Genomic DNA, 16,517 nt, shown 5'->3' with positions numbered 1-16,517 from the left:
GTGGCGTCAACCGGACGCCTCGGCCCCCCAAATCGGATCGGTGATACCCTTTAGAAACGCGGCATGGGCGGCAAGTTCCCCCTCGCTGGGGCGGAAGATGCGCGGCGGCCGGACTTTGGCGGGCGCGCGGGCGACAACGACCGGCCCCGCCTCCACCATGGTGTCGGCCAGCAGGCCCAGCCCGATCTGGCGCCCGCCCATAAGCTCGACATAGACTTGCGCCAGCAGCTGCGCGTCGAGCAGCGCGCCGTGCAGCACGCGGTGCGACCGGTCGACGCCGTACCGCGAACACAGCGCGTCGAGCGTATGCTTGGCCCCCGGATGCTTGCTGCGCGCGATGGCCAGCGTATCGACCATCCGCGTCTTCTCGCAGACAGGCGGAAAGCCCAGCGCGCCCAGCTCGCCATTGATGAAGCCGAAGTCGAAGGTCGCATTGTGCGCGATCAGCGGCGCGTCGCCGATGAAGTCGAGAAACTCGGCCACGCCCTGGGCGAAGACCGGCTTGTCCTTCAGAAAGGCGTCGGACAGGCCGTGAATCGCCTGTGCCTCGGGGGGCATGGCGCGTTCGGGGTTGAAATAGGCGTGATAGGTCCGCCCCGTCTCGACCCGGTTGACCAGTTCGACACAGCCGATTTCGACCAGCCGGTCGCCTTCCGAAAATTTGAACCCTGTCGTTTCGGTGTCGAAAACGATCTCTCTCATGCCCCGACTATCGGACTTCGGAGTCCCGCATGCAAGTGATCAGCCGCTGCACCGCGCGCTTTGTGTCGGTGATGGGAATGTCGGTCGCGATGACGTGATCGGCGCGCGCGCGCTTGTCGGCATCGGGCAGCTGACGTGCGAGAATCGCGTCGAATTTCTCGCGCGTCATGCCGGGCCTTGCCAACACCCTGGCCTCCTGCACGGCGGGTTCCGCCGATACGACCAACACCTTATCCACAGCCTTATCCCCGCCCGTTTCGAACAGCAAAGGCACGTCGACGACGACCAGCGGCGCGTCGGCATGGCGGTGGAGAAAGGCGGCGCGCTCGGCCTGGACCGCCGGATGGACGATTCGCTCGAGCCGCCGCATCGCCGAATCATCGCCCAGCACCGCGCGACCCAGCGCCGTCCGATTCACGCCGTTCGCATCGGTGGTGCCGGGAAAGGCCGATTCGATCGCCGCGACCAGCCGCCCGCCCGGCCCCTGGAGCCTGTGGACACAGGCATCGGCGTCGAACACCGGCACGCCCTCGTCGCGGAACATCTGCGCGACGGTGGACTTGCCCATGCCGATCGAGCCGGTCAGCCCGAGGACGATCATCCGAGCAGAAGGCCGCGCAGTTCCTCGTCGCGGTCGCGGGGCGGCTCGGCGCCGAAGAACAGCTCGAACGCCACCGCCGCCTGGCCGATCAGCATCTCCAGCCCGTCGATCGTGTCGAGATCGCGCGCCCGCGCCGCCGCCAGCAGATCGGTGTCCAGCGGGGCATAGACGATGTCATAGACCACCGCCTCCTCGGGCAGTGCCGACAGGTCGAGGGTCAGCGGCGGCTGGCCGGTCATCCCCAGGCTGGTCGCGTTGACGACCAGGGCCGAGGGCGGCACCGCCGCCCCGATCGGCAGCGCCTGGCCCTTCAGGCCGAAGGAGGACAGCAGCGCCGCGCCCTTGAGCACGTTGCGGTTGAACAGCGTCACCGGGCCGACGCCCATGCGCGACAGCGCGAACAGGATGGCGCGCGCCGCCCCCCCTGCCCCGATCACCGTCACCGGCTGCCCCGCGAGGTCCAGCCCGCTCAGCGGCGCATAGAATCCCGCCGCATCGGTGTTGGTGCCGACCAGCGCGCCGTCCTCGGCCCGGATCACCGTGTTGATCGCGCCGATCGTGGTGCGGACATCGCCACGATCCTCGACATGCGCCAGCGCCTCGACCTTGTGCGGCACGGTGACGTTGCAGCCGCGCCAATCGGGATCGGCCTTGCGCTCGGCGAAATAGGCCGCCAGCCCCTCGGGCGCGACGTGGACCGCGCGATACTCCACGTCGAGGCCCAGCGCCTCGGCCCAGAAATTGTGGATGATCGGCGATTTGGAATGGCTGATCGGGTCGCCGATCACCTCTGCATAGGGCTTGTTCATCATGAATCCTGTCAGGCGGCCATCCAGCCGCGCTCGCGCAGATAGCCCAGCACGGGCAACAGCGGCATGCCGAGAATGGTGAAATGGCTCCCCTCGATCCGCGAGAAGAGCTGGACGCCCGGCCCCTCGATCCGGAAACAGCCGACACAGCCCGCGATTTCGGGCCATTCCTGATCCAGATAGCGATCGATAAAGGCGCCCGAAAGCGGGCGGACATGGAGTTTCGCACGCTCGACATGCCGCCAGACGGGGCGGCCATGTTCGGCGATGACGGCGGCGCTCCACAGTTCGTGGCTGCCGCCGCTCATCCGCGCGAGATGCTCGGCCGCTTCCTCGCGGCTCTCGGGCTTGTCGAGCAGCGTGCCGTCGGCCAGCGCGACGATCGAATCCGACCCCAGCACCGGGACCGGCCCGGCATTCGCCGACACCTTCACCGCCTTCATCTCGGCCAGCGCGTCGGACAGGTCGCGGGGGGAGGCGCCCGCCATCGCCGCCTTCACGCCCGCTTCGTCGACCCGCGCGGGCAACGCCTCATAGGCCACTCCGGCGGCGTCGAGCATCGCCCGGCGCGAGGCGCTTTGCGAGGCGAGGATGATCATGCTTCGGCCTTTCGTTGATTCACCAGCGAGATGATCGCCGCCGCCGTCTCCTCGATCGAGCGGCGGGTGACGTCGATCACCGGCCAGTCATTGTCGGCGAACATCCGCCGGGCAAAGGTCAGTTCGCGATTGACCGCTTCCTGCTCGACATAATCGGTGTCGGGCGCCTGGTTCAGCGAGAGCAGCCGGTTGCGACGGATCGCGATCAGCCGGTCGGCGCTGGTGGTCAATCCGACGACCAGCGGCTTTTTCAGCGTGAACAGAAAGGGGGGCGGGGGGCTTTCGACCACGATCGGGATGTTGGCGGTCTTGAACCCGCGATTGGCGAGATAGATGGAGGTCGGCGTCTTGGAAGACCGGCTGACGCCCGCCAGCACGATATCGGCCTCCTCCCATTCCTCCCACGCGATGCCGTCGTCATGCGCGATGGTGAACTGGATCGCATCGACCCGCGCGAAATAGGCGGCGTCGAGGACGTGCTGGCGACCGGGCCGCATCTTGGCCTGCACACCCAACAGCCCCGACAGCGCGGCATTGACCGGGTCGAGCGGCGCGACCGTGGGCAGGCCCAGCGCATGGCACCGGCTCTCCAGCACGCGCCGGGTCGTCGGGTTGACCAGCGTATAGATCACCAGCCCCGGATTCTGCGCGATCTCCTGCAGGATGCGCTCCAGATGGCTCTCGGTGCGGACCATCGGCCAGAAGTGCCGGACGGTTTCCACATCGTCATATTGGGCCAGCGCCGCCTTGGCGATGTTCTCCAGCGTCTCGCCCGTGGAATCGGACAAAAGGTGGAGGTGGAGCCGCGTCGTCATGACCGGCCTAATGACTCTGTGGATAACATGGGAAGAATCGGTAGCGTAACTTCGCCGACCGGCCAAGCGGCGGACCGGCGGTGGATAACGACCGATTCGTCCACAATGAATCTCACAGGCCCGATTCTTTTCCACAGCCTGTGAGTTACGGGGGTCACGAATCCGAATCCCGTTGAATCGGCGATTCCCCATGAGTCAACGTGTTGGCATATCGGGGAGAGCCGCATAATCCCGACAACCAACGTGCCAACCACTTCAACAATCCATTCTTAGAATCTTCTTATTTAGAAGAAGGGGGGTCTCCTGACCGACGTTGCGATTCAAAAGCCCTTGCTCGCCGTGCTGAACGGAGAGCGGCAGGCGACACCGCCCATGTGGCTCATGCGACAGGCCGGACGCTATCTGCCCGAGTATCGCGAGTTGCGGGCGCAGAAGGGCGGCTTCCTGGCCCTGGCCACCGATCCGGCGGCGGCGGCGGAGGTGACGGTACAGCCGATCCGGCGCTTCGGGTTCGACGGCGCAATCCTGTTCTCCGACATCCTGATGGTCCCCTGGGCGCTGGGCCAGGATCTGAGCTTCGGGGCGGGGGAGGGGCCGCGTCTGGCGCCCGCGCTGGTCGATCATGCGCTGAATGCCCTTCAGCGCGTCCCTGAGCGCCTCGACCCGGTCTATGCCACCGTGGCGGGGGTGAAGGCGCAATTGCCGTCCCAGACCACCTTCCTGGGCTTTGCTGGCTCTCCCTGGACGGTCGCGACCTATATGGTGGCGGGGCAGGGGTCGAAGGACCAGGGCGAGACGCGGCGCTTCGCCTATGCCGATCTGGCTGGGTTCGGCGCGATCATCGATGCGATCGTCGCGATGACCGTGGATTATCTGGCGGGGCAGGTCGAAAACGGCGTCGAGGCGGTGCAGCTGTTCGACAGCTGGGCGGGGTCGCTGTCCCCGGCGCAGTTCGAGCGCTGGGTAATCGCCCCCAATGCCGCGATCGTCGAGGGTTTCCGCCAGCGTTGCCCGGGCGTGCCGGTCATCGGTTTCCCCAAGGGGGCCGGGGGTAAACTGCCCGCTTATGCCCGTGAGACGGGGGTGGATGCGGTCGGGCTGGACGAGACGGTCGATCCGGTCTGGGCCGACACCTATCTGCCCAAGGAACTGCCGGTGCAGGGCAATCTCGACCCGCTGGCACTGATCGCGGGCGGTGAGGCGCTGGACGGCGCGGTCGACCGCATCCTGGCGGCGTTCACCGAGCGGCCGCATATCTTCAACCTGGGCCACGGCATTCTGCCCGACACGCCGATCGCGCATGTCGAGCGGCTGATCGCCCGTGTACGGAGCGCATCATGATCGGACTGCTCGGCGCCGCCTATGAATGGGTGAAGGCGGCGCATATCATCTTCGTGATCTTCTGGATGGCCGGGCTGTTCATGATGCCGCGCTATCTGGTCTATCACCAGGAGGCGCTGGTCGCGGGCGATGCGACCGACGCCGCGCGCTGGGTCGAGCGCGAGGGCAAGCTGCGCGCCATCATCCTGACGCCCGCGATGATCGCGGTGTGGGTGCTGGGGCTGTTGCTGGGGGCCTCGCTGGGGGTGTTTTCCGGTGTGCCGGGGCTGGGCTGGCTGCATGCCAAGCTGTTCTTCGTGCTGCTGCTCAGCGGCTATCATGGCTGGATGGTCGGCTATTCCAAAAAGCTGTCGCGGGGGCAGATGACGCTGACCGGCAAGCAGTTGCGCATGATCAACGAGGTGCCCGCGCTGGCGGCAGCGGTGATCGTCGTACTGGTGGTCATCAAGCCGTTCTGACCTTCTTGCTCCCCTCCCGTAAACGGGAGGGGTTGGGGGAGGGCAGGGAGTCTCACCGAGACCAACCCCTGCGGCCTTTCCCTCTCCCATCCCCTCCCGCCTGCGGGAGGGGCGTGAGTCTCATGGGGGGCGGGCCCTTTCCCCATTGACTTGGGGTTCCCCGAATCCTAACTCAAATCTTGTACGGCGCGGTCCTCGCGTCGCGTACGCTTCCTTATCGACAGCCTCGTTTCGCCGCGATCCTCGCCGACCGACGCCCTCCGACCATCCGGACCGATCCCCATGCATCTGAAAGACCTGAAGAAGAAGACCCCCGCCGACCTCGTGCAGCTGGCCGAGGAACTGGGGGTCGAGAGCGCGTCGACGCTGCGCAAGCAGGACCTGCTCTTCGCCATCCTGAAGGAGCAGGCGGAAAAGGGCGACCAGATCATGGGGCTGGGCACGATCGAGGTGCTGCCCGACGGTTTCGGCTTCCTGCGTTCGCCGGAAGCGAACTATCTCGCCGGGCCCGACGACATCTATGTCTCACCCAACCAGGTCCGCAAGCACGGCCTGCGCACCGGCGACACGGTGGAAGGCGAGATCCGCGCGCCCAAGGATGGCGAGCGCTATTTCGCGCTGACCAAGCTGACCAGCGTCAATTTCGACGATCCCGAGGCCGTCCGCCACCGCGTCAATTTCGACAATCTGACCCCGCTCTACCCCGAGCAAAAGCTGATCCTCGACCCCGCCGACCCGACCCAGAAGGACAAGTCGGCGCGCGTCATCGACATCGTCAGCCCCCAGGGCAAGGGCCAGCGCACGCTGATCGTCGCGCCGCCGCGCGTGGGTAAGACGGTGATGCTGCAGAACATCGCCAAGGCGATCACCGACAACCACCCCGAAGTCTTCCTGATTGTCCTCCTGATCGACGAGCGCCCGGAAGAAGTCACCGACATGCAGCGCTCGGTGCGCGGCGAGGTCGTTTCCTCGACCTTCGACGAACCGGCGCAGCGCCACGTCCAGGTCGCCGAGATGGTGATCGAAAAGGCCAAGCGCCTGGTCGAGCACAAGAAGGATGTCGTCATCCTGCTCGACTCGATCACCCGCCTGGGCCGCGCCTACAACACCGTCGTGCCGTCGTCGGGCAAGGTGCTGACCGGCGGTGTGGACGCCAACGCGCTCCAGCGGCCCAAGCGCTTCTTCGGTGCGGCGCGCAACATCGAGGAGGGCGGCTCGCTCTCGATCATCGCCACCGCGCTGATCGACACGGGCAGCCGCATGGACGAAGTGATCTTCGAAGAGTTCAAGGGCACCGGCAACTCGGAAATCGTCCTCGATCGCAAGGTGGCGGACAAGCGCATCTTCCCGGCGATGGATGTCGGCAAGTCGGGCACCCGCAAGGAAGAGCTGCTGGTCGAGAAGGACAAGCTGTCCAAGATGTGGGTGCTGCGCCGCATCCTCATGCAGATGGGCACGATCGATTCGATGGAGTTCCTGCTCGACAAGATGAAGAACTCGAAGACCAACGAGGATTTCTTCGACTCGATGAACCAGTAACCGGCGCTCGACGGGGTCATCCGGCCCCGCGACGCTACGGAAATAGGGGTTCGCCGGCGGAATTGGTCCCGCTTGCGAACCCATTTTCGTTTTGGGGCGTTAGCAGGCCCGATCCCACCCCCTTTCGGGATCGTGCCGGTCCAAGCACGGCACGGCCGCGTCGTTGCTTACCAGGCGACGCGGCCAAACGGGGGGTACCCCAACCTCCGTTCAGCCTGAGCGAAGTCGAAGGCCAAGTATATCCGTTGGCGAAACGCGGACCATGCGTTTCGACGTCGCTCCACGGGAACGGAAGGGTAGGTGAGAGGCGCTCCGGCCCTTACGGCCGGGTGCGTCCGCCGCCCATGCCACCGCCCTGACCGCCACCCGCGCCGGGTGCGCCCACCGCGCCGATATTGCCGAACAGGTCCTGGAAGAAGCCGCGCTTGCGGCCCAGCGTCGGGGTGGTCTTGCCATAGGGCGAGATGTCGGCGACCTGATCCACGCCCGAACGGCGGATCGTCGTCACGTTGCCCGCCTGGTCGAAGCTGATCTGAAGCGTGATCTGCGACGCCGGCTTGGGCAGGTTGAAGCCCAGATTGCGGCTGTCGCGCGCGACATAATACCAGTCGCCGCCGCCAAACTGGCTGGAGATGGTCGGCGTGCCCAGCGTCTGGAGCACCGACTGGCGGTTATCCACGCCCGGCTGGATCGAGTTGACGAGATCGGTGTCGACCACATAACCCTGATGCGACCGCAGCGGCGTGCAGGCCGACGCGGCCAAGGCCATCGCCAGGCCAAGCCCGAGGGCGCGGGTCGAAGAAACGCTCATCATCATCTCCGGGCCGGGGGATCGGCCGCACAGGCAAATATACAGGCGGTCGATCCGCTCGACCGTCACCCCCTCGATATGCCAAGGGAAAGACGCATACAAGCACTCGCGCGGGTGTGATCGCGCAAGGCGAGGGAGGGGCGGATGGCCGCGGGCTGGCTGAAGCGGATGGTGGCGCGCTATTTCGGGCGCGACGGGGACGAGGCGTTGCCGCTCTACAATGCGGTGGTGCTGCGCGCGCGCGCGAACCGCATTGGTATGTCGAGGGCGCGGTGCCCGACACGGTCGATGGCCGGTTCGACATGATCGCGGCGGTGCTGTCGCTGGTCCTGATCCGGCTGGAGCGGGAGTCCGAGGGGGCGGCGCTGGCCGCGCGGTTGACCGAACGCTTCGTCACCGACATGGACGGGCAGTTGCGCGAGCTGGGCATCGGCGACATCGTGGTCGGCAAGCATATCGGCCGGATGATGGCGATGCTTGGCGGCCGCCTGACCGCCTATCGCGACGGACTGGCGGGGGAGGGGGCGGCGCTGGATGCCGCGTTGCTCCGCAATCTGTATCGGGGGGACGCGCCCGCCGGTCCGGACGCCGTCGCCCATGTGCGCGATCGGATGCGCGATCTGTCTGAGCGGCTGGCGGCGATGTCGCTGGCCCGATTGAGAATGGGAGAATTGCCGTGACCCCCGAATGGAGCCGCCCCGAAAAGATCGACACGATCGGCGAGCGTGAAAAGCCCGTGACGATCCAGGCCTCGGAGGAGGAGCGCCGCGCGCTGGCCGGGCGGTTCGGACTGGTGTCGATCGACGCCCTTGCCGCCGATCTGGTCGTCCGGCGCGATGCGATGGGCATCCTCGTGACCGGCACGGTCCGCGCGAAGGTGGCCCAGCCCTGTTCGGTGACCGGTGACCCGGTGCCCGCCACGGTCGACGAGCCGGTGGCGTTGCGCTTCGTCGAACCTTCGGCCCATGGCGGCGACGAGGAGATCGAGCTGTCCGAGGATTCGCTCGACACGATCGAGATCGAGGGCGGCACGATCGATCTGGGCGAGGCTGCGGCCGAAACCATGGCGCTCTCGCTCGACCCGTTTCCACGCAGCCCCCATGCGGCGGCGGCCCTGAAGGAAGCGGGGGTTATCAGCGAGGACGAGGCCGGACCGTTCGGCGCGCTGGCGGGATTGAAGGCCAAGCTGGAGGGGAAGGAGTAACCTCCCGCACTTGCGCCACTTTTTCCCTATTATCCACAGGCTATCAACGGATGGCCAACAGGTCGCCAACGGTTTTTCGGGTCATTTTCCGACAAATTGGCCCACAGCCTATCAGGGGACAGGTCAGGGTGTGTCGGGCCCCAGCGTCGGGTCCAGGTCGCGCGGGCGGATAAAGGCGATCAGGGTCGCACTGTGAGAGGCGGCATCCGCCCACCGGGTAATCGGCAAGGTCAGCTGCGCGACGGTGGCGGTGGGATATTTCTCCTCGACCCGTTCGCGCAGTTCGCCGTCGCGGGTCAGGTCGAGGACCAGATCCTCCAGCCCGGGATTATGCCCGACCATCAGGACATGGTCGCAGGCATCGGGTAGCGCATGGACCTGATCGAGCAGGCTGGCCGAGGAGGCGAGGTAGAGCGCCTTGTCCCAGACCGGCGCCAGCTTGCGGCCATAACCGCTCCACACTTCGTCCAGCGTCTCGATCACGCGGACGGCGGGCGAGGCGAGGATATGGTCGAAGGCCATGCCGAGCGATTTCAGATGGCGTCCCATCATCGCCGCCGCACGCCGCCCCTTGGCGTTGAGCGGCCGGTCGAAGTCGCGTGCGACGGGATCGTCCCAGCTCGATTTGGCATGGCGAAGCAGCGTCAGCGTCTTCATCGGATCGGATTCTCCGTCGCGGCGGCCAGCGGGGTGTCGACCGATCCATGCCCGATCCCGGCGTCGGAGGAAAGCCGGGCCGCGACCCGCGCGACCGCCTCGTCGAGCGTGACGCGTGCAATCGCCACGCCCGGTGGAAAGGCGTCGAGCAGGCGCGAGGGCATGGCGGCGGACAGCAGCACGAAGGCGCCGCGATCGTCGGCGCGGCGGATCAACCGGCCGAACGCCTGGGCCAGTCGCGCGCGGACGATACGGTCGTCATAGGCGCTGCCGCCCCCCGCCAGCTTGCGCGCGGCATGGAGCACGGTCGGCTTGGGCCAAGGCACGCCCTCCATCACCACCAGCCGCAGCGAGGCGCCGGGCACATCCACCCCGTCGCGCAGCGCATCGGTGCCGAGCAGCGATGCCGACGGATCGTCGCGAAAGATATCCACCAGCGTCCCCGTGTCGATCGGATCGACATGCTGCGCGTGCAGCGCCAGCCCCTCGCGCGCCAGCCGGTCGGCGATCCGACCATGCACGCCGCGCAACCGGCGGATCGCGGTGAACAGCCCCAGCGTGCCCCCGCGAGACGCCGCGATCAGCCGGGCATAGGCATTGGCCAGTTGGGGAATGTCGCCGCGCTTGACGTCGGTGACGATCAGCACCTCGGCCCGGCTCGGATAATCGAACGGGCTGGGGGCGACGAAATGGGCGGGGCCACGCGCCAGATGCGGCGCGCCGGTCCGCGCCTCCGCCACGTCCCAGTCGCCGCCCGCACGCAGGGTCGCCGAGGTGACGAGCGCGCCATGCGCAGGCTTCAGCACGATTTCGGCAAAAGGGCGGGTGGGGTCGAGCCAGTGACGGTGCAGCCCGATATCATATTCGCGCCCCTCGACCCGGTCGACCGCCAGCCAGTCGACAAAGTCGGGATCGGCAGGGCCGCCGATCCGCGCCAGCAGCGACAACCAGGCGGCGACCGTCTCGGCGCGCCAGGCGATCGACGCGATCGCGCCTTCCACCCGCGCGCGCGCCTGACCGTCGAGCCAGTCGGGCGCTTCCTGCAACACCGCCTCCAGCCGCTGGCCGAGCGTTACCAGCGGGCGCAGCAGCGCGTCGAGCGCGTGCGCGGCGGGAGCGGCGGCATCGATCAGCTCGGGGGAGGGGTCGGCGAGTTCGGTCTCCAGGCCATAGCCCGCATCGCCGGTTTGCTCGGCACGTGCAAAGGCCAGCCCCCGCACCGCGGCCAACAGCGTCTCGATCGGACCGAAGGGCTGGCCTTCCGCCAGTCGGCCGAGCCAGCCTTCGCTCGCCAGCGCCTGCGCGGCCTGTACCGCATCGCCGATCGCGCGATTGCCGCCCTCGTCATAGCTGGCGACATCGGACAGCCGCGCCGCCAGACCACGCCGCCGCCCGCGCGACCCGGCCTCGGGGCCCAGGATCCAGCGGCGCAGCTCGATCGTCTCCGATCCGGTCAGCGCGGTGGCGAACATCGAGTCCGCCGCGTCGAACAGGTGATGGCCCTCGTCGAAGACATAGCGGGTCGGCCGCGTCTGGGTCTCGCGCCCGCGCGCGGCGTTGACCATCACCAGCGCATGGTTGGCGATGACGATATCCGCCTGCACCGAGGCGCGCGCCGCCCGCTCGATGAAGCATTTCCGATAATGCGGGCAGCCCGCATAGACGCACTCGCCACGCCGATCGGTCAGCGCGGCCGATCCGTTGCGCCGGAACAGGGTGGTCAGCCAGCCGGGCAGGTCGCCGCCGACCATATCGCCATCGCCGGTATAGGCCGCCCAGCGCGCGACCAGCTGCGCCAGCACCGCCGCACGTCCCGCGAACCCGCCCTGAAGCGCGTCCTCCAGATTGAGCAGGCAGAGATAATTCTCCCGCCCCTTGCGGGTGACGACCCGTTCCTTGCGCAGCACCGCGTCGGGGAAGATGCGCGCGGTCTCGCCGCTCAGCTGGCGTTGCAGTGCCTTGGTGTAGGTCGAGATCCACACCGCGCCGCCCGCCCGCTCGGCCCAGAGGCTGGCGGGGGCGAGATAGCCCAGCGTCTTGCCGATGCCGGTCCCCGCTTCGGCCAGGACCATGTTGGGCGTGTCTCGGACCGCGCGCGGTGCGAAGGCGGCGGTGATCGCGGCGGCATAGGCGCGCTGGCCCGGCCGTTCCTCGGCCCCGTCGCCGGTCAGCCGGACCAGCCGCTCCTCCGAATCCTGCGGCGGCAGGTCGATGGTGCGCGGGGCCGGGCGGGGGGCATCCTCTTCCCATTCGGGCAGCGCGCTGAACAGCCAGCGTTCGTTGCGCTCGGGCCGGGTCAGGCGCGGACCGATCAGCGGCGCCCAGGGCCAGCGGAGTCGCGCCAGGCTTTGCGCGGCGGTCCAGGCGCCCTCGCGTTCGGGCCAGGCGCCGTCGGGCATGGCGAGCAACGTCTCGGTCGCGCGGAGGAGGAAGGCCGCGACGTCGGCATCGCTTTCCGGCGGCGCGAGCCCGCAGGCACGGGCAAGGCCATGCGGGGTCGGAACCGCGAATTGGGCGGGGCGCAGGAATGCGAACAGCTCGAGGATGTCGAGCCCCGACAATTCGGCATAGCCCAGACGCTGCCCGATCAACGGCGCGTTGAGAAGGATCACCGGGGTTTCCGACGCTAGCCCGATCGCCTCGCCGCGCGAGACGGCGCGGGTCTGTCTGCCGGTGGAAATCCACACACCGCTATGGCTGGCGTGAAGAGCGGGGTGGGGAAGCGCGGTCACGATGATGATTTGGGGGAGTGGGAACAGGTTGGCAACGGGGAATGGGGTTGGAATCGTCCAGGCCAACGGGTTTGTGGCCCGACCCTCCCAGCAGGCCACCATTCATGGCGCGCATAACGCTTCAACAACGCACGCCCCTCCCGCAAGCGGGAGGGGATGGGGGAGGGAAGGCCAAACAAGACCACCCGATCTGTTCCACGTGAAACAACCCGTAATGTGGATAACTCTGTGAGTAAAGGGCGGATAGCCGGTGGAAATCGCAAAATACGTTGTGAATTGCCCCCCGGCTTGCCAGAGGCAAAATCATGACAGACGAACTTCGCTCCACCGCTCTCGAGTCCAAGGCCTGGCCCTATGAGGAGGCCCGCAAGCTCCTCAAACGCTATCCCGACGGCAAACCGGGCGGCGAGCCGATCCTGTTCGAAACCGGCTATGGCCCTTCGGGGCTCCCGCATATCGGGACGTTCAACGAAGTGTTGCGCACCACCATGGTCCGCAATGCCTTCCATGCGCTGTCGGACCAGAAGACCCGGCTGATCGCCTTTTCGGACGATATGGACGGGTTGCGCAAGGTGCCGGACAATGTCCCCAACCAGGCGATGCTGCGCGAGCATCTCGGCAAGCCGCTGACCCAGGTGCCCGATCCGTTCGAGACGTTCGACAGCTTTGCTGCGCACAACAATGCGATGCTGCGCCAGTTTCTCGACCGCTATGGCTTCGATTACGAGTTCGCCTCCTCGACCGACTATTACACCTCGGGCCGGTTCGACGATGCGCTGCGGCTGGTGCTCCGGCATTTCCAGGGCATCCAGGATGTGATGCTCCCGACCCTGCGCGCCGAGCGCCGCGCCACCTATTCGCCGGTCCTGCCGATCAGTCCCAAGTCGGGCATCGTCCTTCAGGTGCCGATCGAGGTCGTGGATGCCGAGGCGGGCCTGATCGCGTTCGAGGATGAGGGCGAGCGGATCGTCCAGTCGGCGCTGGGCGGCCTGTCCAAGCTGCAGTGGAAGGTCGACTGGGCGATGCGCTGGGTAGCGCTGGGCGTGGATTACGAGATGGCGGGCAAGGACCTGATCGACTCGGTCACCCAGTCGTCCAAGATCGCACGCGTGCTCGGCGGCCGCCCGCCCGAGGGCTTCAACTATGAGATGTTCCTCGACGAGCATGGCGAGAAGATCTCCAAGTCCAAGGGCAACGGCCTGAGCCTCGACCAGTGGCTGACCTATGGGCCGGAGGAGAGCCTGGCCTTCTTCGCTTACCGCGAACCCAAAAAGGCCAAGCAGCTGCACATGGGCGTCATCCCGCGCGCGGTGGACGAATATTGGCAGTTCCGGGTCAACTATCCCAACCAGTCGCTCAAGGAGCAGCTGGGCAATCCGGTGCATCACATCCATGACGGCAAGCTGCCGCAGGGTGAGCTGCCGGTGACGTTCGGCCTGCTGCTCAACCTGGTCGGGGTGATGGGCGAGGCGACCAAGGAGCAGGTCTGGGGCTATCTCGCCAATTATGTGCCGGAAGCCTCGGCCGCGAAATATCCCGAACTGGACCGGCTGATCGACCATGCGCTGGCCTATGCGCGGGACTTCGTCGCCCCGACGCTCCAGCGCCGCGCGCCCGAGCCGCACGAGGCCGAGGCGCTGCGCCAGCTCGACGCGCAGCTGGCCGCGCTTCCCGAGGGAGCGAGCGCCGAGGATATCCAGAACATCGTCTATGAGATCGGCAAGACCGACGCCTTCCCGTCGCTGCGCGACTGGTTCAAGGCGCTGTATGAGACGCTGCTAGGATCGGCGCAGGGGCCGCGCATGGGCAGCTTCATCGCGCTCTACGGTGTGGACAACAGCCGCAAACTGATCGCCGAGGCCCTCGCCAAGGCGGCGTAAAAGGGAAGGGGGGTGCCAACCGGCTCCCCCCTTTTTCGTATCAGCGGAGATGCTCCGCAAAGAACGCCATGGTGCGTTCGTCCGCCAGCCTGGCCGACTCCTCCGAGCGGCGCTGGCCGAATTCGGCGGCAAAGCCGTGATCCTCGCTGGGATAGTCGTACAGCGTCACCTTGGGGTGATCGTCCAGCCCCTCGTGCATCCGCTTCTGCGCGTCCTTGTCGACGAAATGATCCTCCTCCGGAATGTGGAGCAGCACCGGCTTGGCGATCGCATGCTTCTCGCCGAGCAGCCCGTCGATGCCGACGCCATAATAGCCGACACTGGCATCCACATCGGTCCGCGCCGCGGTCATGAAGGCCAGCCGTCCGCCCAGGCAATAGCCGACCACGCCGACCTTGAAGTCCGCGCCATGTTCGTCGCGGATCGCCTTGATCGTCGCCTCGATATCGCGAATGCCGCCGTCCTGGTCGAACTGGCCCATCAGGTCGAGCGCCTGCTGCATCTCGTCGGGGACGTCGGGATCGAGCTCGATGCCCGGCGCGATCTTGTGGAAGAGATCGGGCGCGACGGCCAGATAGCCCGCCTCGGCCAGCGTATCGCATTTGCGGCGGATGCCCGCATTGATGCCGAAGATTTCCTGGATGACGATGATCGCCGCGCCCGGCTGACCCTGCGGCTCGGCGTGATAGGCGTTGAACTGGCCGTCGCCGTGGTCGGCGGCGATGGTCTTGGTCCCGGTCATGTCTACTGGTCTCCTGTGGTCCATGCGATCATAACGCCTTATGCCCGGCTTGGTCGCGATGGAGAATGGCGCATGAAAGTGAATGTGGAAATCGACTGCACGCCCGAAGAAGCGCGGCGTGCGATGGGCCTGCCCGACCTGACGCCGATTCACGAGCGCTATGTCCAGATGATGCTCGACACGATGCAATCGGGGGTGAAGCCCGAAATGGTCGAGGCGATGATGCGCAGCTGGGCCCCGATGGGCGAGGCTGGCATGGCGATGTGGCGGCGCATGTTCGAGGGGCAGAAGGGCTGATCCGGTGAGTGACACGATCTTTGCCGTATCGAGCGGGCAGCCCCCGGCCGCCATCGCGGTGATCCGGGTCAGCGGCCCGGCGGCGTTCGCGACGGCCGAGCGGCTGGGCGGGCGTCTGCCCGCGCCGCGCCGGGCGGGGCTGCGGACCCTGCGCGACGGGGCAGGGGCGGTGCTGGACTCGGCGCTGATGCTTTGTTTCCCCGGCCCCGCGACGGCGACCGGCGAGGATCTGGTCGAGCTGCATTGCCATGGCGGCCGCGCGGTGGTGGCGGCGGTCGAGGCGGCGCTGGCGACGGCACCCGGCGTCCGCCGGGCCGAGCCGGGCGAATTTACCCGCCGCGCGTTGCTCAACGGCCGGATCGATCTGGCCGAGGCGGAGGGGCTGGCCGATCTGCTCGAAGCCCAGACCGAGCGACAGCGGCGGGCCGCGATCGGCGCGGTCGAGGGACGGGTGAGCCAGGCGCTGCGCGGCTGGATGGACCAACTCTCCGCTTTGTCCGCCGGGATAGAGGCGATGCTCGATTTCGCCGAGGAGGATGACGTCCCGCTCGACGCCGCCATGGTGGCGCGGATCAGGAGCGACATGACGGCGCTGGCCGCCACGATGCTGGCGGCGGTCGACCAGCCGCCGGTCGACCGGCTGCATGACGGTATTCGGGTGGTGCTGGCGGGGCCGCCCAATAGCGGCAAGTCGACCCTGCTCAACCTGCTGGTCGAGCGCGAGGCGGCGATCGTCTCGCCGATTGCGGGGACGACGCGCGACCGGATCGAGGCGAGCGTGCTGCGCGGCGGCATCGCCTATGTGCTGACCGACACGGCGGGGCTGGCCGAGGATACCGACGATGTGATCGAGGCGATCGGCGTCACGCGTGCGCAGGAGGCGATCGAACAGGCCGACATCCTGCTATGGATGGCCGATGCTCCGCCGCCGCGCGACGATGCGATCTGGCTGCACGCGCGCGCCGATCTGCCGGGGCGCGAGGCTTTGCCCGAGGGGAGGGCGCTGGCGGTGCGGCGGGACGATGCGGCGACGGTGGCCATGGTCTGGGACGCGATTGCGGCGCATGCGGCGACTCTGCTCCCGCGCGAGGATGCGTTGGGTTTCAAGCGGCACCAGCAGGATCAATGCCGCCGTGCGGCACAGGCGCTGCTCACTGCTCAGAGCGATGACGTGCTGCTGATCGCCGAGGAACTGCGCGTAGCGCGGCAGGCGCTGGCGGCGGTGCTGGGGGTTTAGCGCGACCGAGACGATGCTCGACGCCCTGTTTGGACGCTTCTGCCTGGGCAAGTGATGTTCCACGTGGAACGTTATGCCACGGATCGCTTTGAC

17 protein-coding genes and 1 pseudogene are annotated in these 16,517 nt (G+C 67.2%); 9 read left to right on the top strand and 9 right to left on the bottom strand.

The genetic code is table 11. The features are described from left to right. Positions 1-6: 6 nt before the first annotated feature. Genes dnaQ through QE360_RS05975 form a run of 5 tightly spaced genes read right to left on the bottom strand, consistent with a single transcriptional unit; the run spans position 7 to position 3,526 of the window. The gene (gene dnaQ, locus QE360_RS05995; RefSeq protein WP_309700035.1) at positions 7-702 is read right to left on the bottom strand and encodes a DNA polymerase III subunit epsilon; all 696 of its coding nucleotides are present in this window, start codon (positions 700-702) and stop codon (positions 7-9) included. Between the two features lie 7 nt (positions 703-709). Beyond that, positions 710-1,303 (bottom strand): dephospho-CoA kinase, encoded by a 594-nt coding sequence (gene coaE / locus QE360_RS05990; RefSeq protein WP_309700033.1) that lies wholly within the window; start codon positions 1,301-1,303, stop codon positions 710-712. After that, positions 1,300-2,112: a shikimate dehydrogenase gene (gene aroE / locus QE360_RS05985; protein ID WP_309704081.1), complete on the bottom strand. Its 813-nt coding sequence runs from the start codon at positions 2,110-2,112 to the stop codon at positions 1,300-1,302. Before aroE ends, coaE begins: the two co-directional genes overlap by 4 nt. Positions 2,113-2,123: 11 nt before the next feature. Continuing rightward, positions 2,124-2,711 carry a nucleoside triphosphate pyrophosphatase gene (locus tag QE360_RS05980; RefSeq protein WP_309700031.1) on the bottom strand — a complete coding sequence of 196 codons (588 nt, stop codon included), beginning with the start codon at positions 2,709-2,711 and terminating at the stop codon, positions 2,124-2,126. Beyond that, positions 2,708-3,526 (bottom strand): pyruvate, water dikinase regulatory protein, encoded by an 819-nt coding sequence (locus tag QE360_RS05975; protein ID WP_307101798.1) that lies wholly within the window; start codon positions 3,524-3,526, stop codon positions 2,708-2,710. The genes QE360_RS05980 and QE360_RS05975 overlap by 4 nt, the downstream gene beginning before the upstream one ends. 318 nt (positions 3,527-3,844) lie before the next feature. Here QE360_RS05975 and hemE point away from each other — a divergent pair, with 318 nt between their 5' ends. The 3 genes from hemE to rho all read left to right on the top strand — a co-directional run bounded on the left by hemE (position 3,845) and on the right by rho (position 6,864). Further along, positions 3,845-4,867 (top strand): uroporphyrinogen decarboxylase, encoded by a 1,023-nt coding sequence (gene hemE, locus QE360_RS05970; protein ID WP_309704079.1) that lies wholly within the window; start codon positions 3,845-3,847, stop codon positions 4,865-4,867. Further along, complete coding sequence (locus tag QE360_RS05965) at positions 4,864-5,325, top strand: CopD family protein (protein WP_309700029.1); 462 nt, start codon at positions 4,864-4,866, stop codon at positions 5,323-5,325. The genes hemE and QE360_RS05965 overlap by 4 nt, the downstream gene beginning before the upstream one ends. Positions 5,326-5,607: 282 nt before the next feature. Next, positions 5,608-6,864: a transcription termination factor Rho gene (rho, locus tag QE360_RS05960; RefSeq protein WP_042486922.1), complete on the top strand. Its 1,257-nt coding sequence runs from the start codon at positions 5,608-5,610 to the stop codon at positions 6,862-6,864. Between the two features lie 319 nt (positions 6,865-7,183). Here rho and QE360_RS05955 read toward each other — a convergent pair whose 3' ends face one another. After that, on the bottom strand, positions 7,184-7,633 hold the full coding sequence (locus QE360_RS05955) for an outer membrane protein assembly factor BamE (RefSeq protein ID WP_309700026.1): 450 nt from the start codon (positions 7,631-7,633) through the stop codon (positions 7,184-7,186). A gap of 186 nt (positions 7,634-7,819) precedes the next feature. Between QE360_RS05955 and QE360_RS19120 the strand changes: the two genes are divergently transcribed. The 3 genes from QE360_RS19120 to QE360_RS05945 are packed head-to-tail and all read left to right on the top strand — an operon-like array spanning position 7,820 to position 8,879. Next, positions 7,820-7,981 (top strand): hypothetical protein, encoded by a 162-nt coding sequence (locus QE360_RS19120; protein WP_405052574.1) that lies wholly within the window; start codon positions 7,820-7,822, stop codon positions 7,979-7,981. Next, positions 7,948-8,355: a ubiquinol-cytochrome C chaperone family protein gene (locus tag QE360_RS05950; RefSeq protein ID WP_405052573.1), complete on the top strand. Its 408-nt coding sequence runs from the start codon at positions 7,948-7,950 to the stop codon at positions 8,353-8,355. The genes QE360_RS19120 and QE360_RS05950 overlap by 34 nt, the downstream gene beginning before the upstream one ends. Beyond that, positions 8,352-8,879, top strand: a complete 528-nt coding sequence (locus tag QE360_RS05945; RefSeq protein ID WP_309700024.1) for a DUF177 domain-containing protein — start codon at positions 8,352-8,354, stop codon at positions 8,877-8,879. Before QE360_RS05950 ends, QE360_RS05945 begins: the two co-directional genes overlap by 4 nt. Positions 8,880-9,002: 123 nt before the next feature. Here the strand turns inward: QE360_RS05945 and QE360_RS05940 are convergent, their stop codons facing one another. Next, positions 9,003-9,536 carry a histidine phosphatase family protein gene (locus QE360_RS05940; protein ID WP_309700022.1) on the bottom strand — a complete coding sequence of 178 codons (534 nt, stop codon included), beginning with the start codon at positions 9,534-9,536 and terminating at the stop codon, positions 9,003-9,005. After that, positions 9,533-12,268: an ATP-dependent DNA helicase gene (locus QE360_RS05935; protein ID WP_309700020.1), complete on the bottom strand. Its 2,736-nt coding sequence runs from the start codon at positions 12,266-12,268 to the stop codon at positions 9,533-9,535. Before QE360_RS05935 ends, QE360_RS05940 begins: the two co-directional genes overlap by 4 nt. A 305-nt stretch (positions 12,269-12,573) precedes the next feature. Between QE360_RS05935 and QE360_RS05930 the strand changes: the two genes are divergently transcribed. Continuing rightward, positions 12,574-14,148, top strand: coding sequence for a lysine--tRNA ligase (locus tag QE360_RS05930; protein ID WP_309700018.1), 1,575 nt, complete (start codon positions 12,574-12,576; stop codon positions 14,146-14,148). A gap of 40 nt (positions 14,149-14,188) precedes the next feature. Here the strand turns inward: QE360_RS05930 and QE360_RS05925 are convergent, their stop codons facing one another. Further along, entirely contained in the window at positions 14,189-14,890 is a 702-nt protein-coding gene (locus tag QE360_RS05925) for a dienelactone hydrolase family protein (protein WP_309700016.1), read from the bottom strand. 72 nt (positions 14,891-14,962) lie between these two features. On the opposite strand from QE360_RS05925, the gene QE360_RS05920 reads away from it, so the two are divergent. Then, positions 14,963-15,187, top strand: coding sequence for a DUF6489 family protein (locus tag QE360_RS05920; protein ID WP_306997208.1), 225 nt, complete (start codon positions 14,963-14,965; stop codon positions 15,185-15,187). A 4-nt stretch (positions 15,188-15,191) separates the two neighbouring features. Continuing rightward, a pseudogene (gene mnmE / locus QE360_RS05915) lies at positions 15,192-16,479 on the top strand (tRNA uridine-5-carboxymethylaminomethyl(34) synthesis GTPase MnmE). Positions 16,480-16,517: the final 38 nt, after the last annotated feature.

Origin of the sequence: Sphingomonas sp. SORGH_AS_0789 (assembly GCF_031453055.1) — a bacterium.
GTDB lineage: Bacteria > Pseudomonadota > Alphaproteobacteria > Sphingomonadales > Sphingomonadaceae > Sphingomonas.
The sequence above is the reverse complement of the archived record's forward strand: the minus strand, read 5'-3'. Positions and strand labels throughout refer to the sequence as shown.

Coding starts and splice junctions, on each gene's coding strand:
- dnaQ (WP_309700035.1), bottom strand. CDS start 702: ATGAGAGAGATCGTTTTCGACACCGAAACGACAGGGTTCAAATTTTCG.
- coaE (WP_309700033.1), bottom strand. CDS start 1,303: ATGATCGTCCTCGGGCTGACCGGCTCGATCGGCATGGGCAAGTCCACC.
- aroE (WP_309704081.1), bottom strand. CDS start 2,112: ATGAACAAGCCCTATGCAGAGGTGATCGGCGACCCGATCAGCCATTCC.
- QE360_RS05980 (WP_309700031.1), bottom strand. CDS start 2,711: ATGATCATCCTCGCCTCGCAAAGCGCCTCGCGCCGGGCGATGCTCGAC.
- QE360_RS05975 (WP_307101798.1), bottom strand. CDS start 3,526: ATGACGACGCGGCTCCACCTCCACCTTTTGTCCGATTCCACGGGCGAG.
- QE360_RS05965 (WP_309700029.1), top strand. CDS start 4,864: ATGATCGGACTGCTCGGCGCCGCCTATGAATGGGTGAAGGCGGCGCAT.
- rho (WP_042486922.1), top strand. CDS start 5,608: ATGCATCTGAAAGACCTGAAGAAGAAGACCCCCGCCGACCTCGTGCAG.
- QE360_RS05955 (WP_309700026.1), bottom strand. CDS start 7,633: ATGGCCTTGGCCGCGTCGGCCTGCACGCCGCTGCGGTCGCATCAGGGT.
- QE360_RS19120 (WP_405052574.1), top strand. CDS start 7,820: ATGGCCGCGGGCTGGCTGAAGCGGATGGTGGCGCGCTATTTCGGGCGC.
- QE360_RS05940 (WP_309700022.1), bottom strand. CDS start 9,536: ATGAAGACGCTGACGCTGCTTCGCCATGCCAAATCGAGCTGGGACGAT.
- QE360_RS05930 (WP_309700018.1), top strand. CDS start 12,574: ATGACAGACGAACTTCGCTCCACCGCTCTCGAGTCCAAGGCCTGGCCC.
- QE360_RS05925 (WP_309700016.1), bottom strand. CDS start 14,890: ATGACCGGGACCAAGACCATCGCCGCCGACCACGGCGACGGCCAGTTC.
- QE360_RS05920 (WP_306997208.1), top strand. CDS start 14,963: ATGAAAGTGAATGTGGAAATCGACTGCACGCCCGAAGAAGCGCGGCGT.